Source organism: Streptomyces sp. ADMS (genome assembly GCF_033441795.1).
Lineage (GTDB): Bacteria > Actinomycetota > Actinomycetes > Streptomycetales > Streptomycetaceae > Streptomyces.
Genome location: NZ_JAVFVX010000282.1, coordinates 1 through 2024, shown reverse-complemented (window position 1 = coordinate 2024; position 2024 = coordinate 1). Strand labels below are relative to the sequence as shown.

General features: G+C 72.3%; 3 protein-coding genes and 1 pseudogene. All 4 read left to right on the top strand.

Annotation, left to right across the window (positions count from 1 at the left end; all coding sequences use genetic code 11):
* A pseudogene (locus tag RB628_RS40365) lies at positions 1 to 260 on the top strand (hypothetical protein); the annotation flags it as partial.
* Positions 257 to 1324, top strand: a complete 1068-nt coding sequence (locus RB628_RS40360; RefSeq protein WP_318325624.1) for a hypothetical protein — start codon at positions 257 to 259, stop codon at positions 1322 to 1324. The pseudogene RB628_RS40365 and the gene RB628_RS40360, both read left to right, overlap by 4 nt.
* A 78-nt stretch (positions 1325 to 1402) precedes the next feature.
* Positions 1403 to 1654 carry a hypothetical protein gene (locus RB628_RS40355; protein ID WP_318325623.1) on the top strand — a complete coding sequence of 84 codons (252 nt, stop codon included), beginning with the start codon at positions 1403 to 1405 and terminating at the stop codon, positions 1652 to 1654.
* Positions 1651 to 2024 (top strand): DnaB-like helicase N-terminal domain-containing protein (locus RB628_RS40350; RefSeq protein ID WP_318325622.1); only part of this gene is annotated, 374 nt, incomplete at its 3' end. The genes RB628_RS40355 and RB628_RS40350, both read left to right, overlap by 4 nt.

Below are 2024 nucleotides of genomic sequence, written 5' to 3'. Positions count from 1 at the left end.
GCGACGGCGGCAAGTCCACCTCGGTGAGCATGCGCACCGAGCGGATCCTGCCCCCGGACGCGATCCGCGCGCTCCCCAAGGGCAAGGCCCTGCTGCTCGCCACAGGCATCCGCGTCGCCATGCTCGACCTGCGACCTTGGTACAAGGAGCCCTCCGCCAAGGTGATCGGCCCCGCGTCGGCCGCCGCGACGAAGGCCATCACCGAGCGGGCCATCGCCAAGACCCCGCTGGGCCGTGACGACTTCCAGGCGGCGTCATGAGCGTCTGGAACACCTCCGCCGCCGACCGCGTGGCCTCCCTGCGCGAACAGGCCGTCCGCTACGAGGACCCCACCGCCCATCTGCCAGACCTGGAGCTGCTGAACGCAGCGTACGAGTCGGTGCTTCGCGAGCAGATCGACACCCGCGACCGCTACATGGGCCTGCTCACCTCCTTGCGCAAGCACGACGAGGCCGTGCGCACCGCAGCCGTCAGTGCGTTCAAGGACCACGCCGACCGCTACGCGCAGTACGCAGTCCGCCGGCACATGAAGCCCTTCGACGCGCTGCTGTACCGGGCCGCGAACCTTCCCGACCGCCCCGGTCCACGGCAGTTGGAGGGGCTGCGCGCGGCGGCGGAGCGGGTACGGCTGGAACTGAAGGACGCCGGCTCGACAGACGACCTCATCGATCCGGGCGGTGCCCGCCACACCCTGCGCACGCTGCGCCACGTCGTGGGCGTCCTGAGCAGCCGGGAAGGACTCGACGGTTCCGACGTGCTCCGGCTGGTCACCAGCGCGCTGAACGACGAGGCTCCTTTCGACATCTTCGACGTCGTCTCCCAGGGCACGCCCCGGCCGGTTTCCCCGCCCCCGCAACCGGCGTTCGCCGGCCCAGGCTGGACACAGGCGCATGGCCTGTGGGCCTACCAGCCCGACGACACAGCAGCCCACGTCAAGGCGTATCCGCTCGGCGAGGACTGGTACCTGGACCTGTGGTCGGGGCACGGGCAGTTGCTCGCCTTCGGCACCGTGCTGGAGACCGAAGTCGCAGCCCTCGCCCCTGCCTTGACCGCCCGCGCCGGCACCTGGTCCCACGACCGGTCCGAGTACGCCTGGCGGCGCTTCACCGACACCGCGCAGGCCACCCGCACCGCCGCGCTCCCCTCCGATCCCCCACCGGCACCTCCGGCACCTGCGGCCTCGCGCCCTGAGGACACCCGTGTCCGTGCGGCCGTCGCTGCCTCCCCCAACCGGCCCACCGGCTCGCCTGCCGCGACCCCCGGCCCCGTGACGACAGCTGCTTCCTCCGCGCAGCACGCCGCCGCGGTCCGCCCCCGCCGATAGCTGCGGGCCATCCCCCGTACGGGCGTCCCGCCTCACCCCCTGCGTTCCCGTAAACGCCCCTCAGACATGGAGTCCCTCGTGTCCTCTTCCCCTTCCGACAGTTCGTCCCGCGTGCCGCGCTGGGAGCGTCTGGCCGGTTCCCCGGCCGTGCGCCGGGGCGGCCAGTGGTGGCTGGTCAGCGGTGTCGGATCGATCCGCTGTACCGATCCGACGTTCACCGGCGAGTTGGACCGCTTCGCCGCCGCGATGGCCGCCGCGGACCAGGCCATCGCCGGTCTCCGCTCCCAGCAGGACGATCCGCCGACTCCCCACTCCGGGCGGCAGCGATGAACCCGCTGCTGAGTGTCGAGCAGGCGGTGCTCGGCTCTGTGCTGCTCGACCCCGGCCAGCTCGCGCACCTCGACTGGCTCGCGTCGGATCACTTCTACCGGCCGGTCCACCAGGCGCTGTTCGCCGCCCTGCGCAAGCTCCGGACCGACGGCCACCCCGCCCTGGCGGCCAAGGAACCGGTGCCGCTGTCCTGGGTGACCGATGCGGTCGACGAGGCCGGCCACCACGTCCGGGGGCTGACCTCGGTATACGCCCACACCCTGATCTCGGCCTGCCCGCGCCCCGAGCACGCCCCGGTGTACGGCCGGATGGTGTTGGAGGGAGCGATCCACCGCAGCGTGACCGAGCACGCGATCCGCCTCCACCAGGC

Excerpts from the sequence above, each read along its gene's own strand:
- RB628_RS40360 (WP_318325624.1), top strand. The coding sequence starts at position 257 with ATGAGCGTCTGGAACACCTCCGCCGCCGACCGCGTGGCCTCCCTGCGC.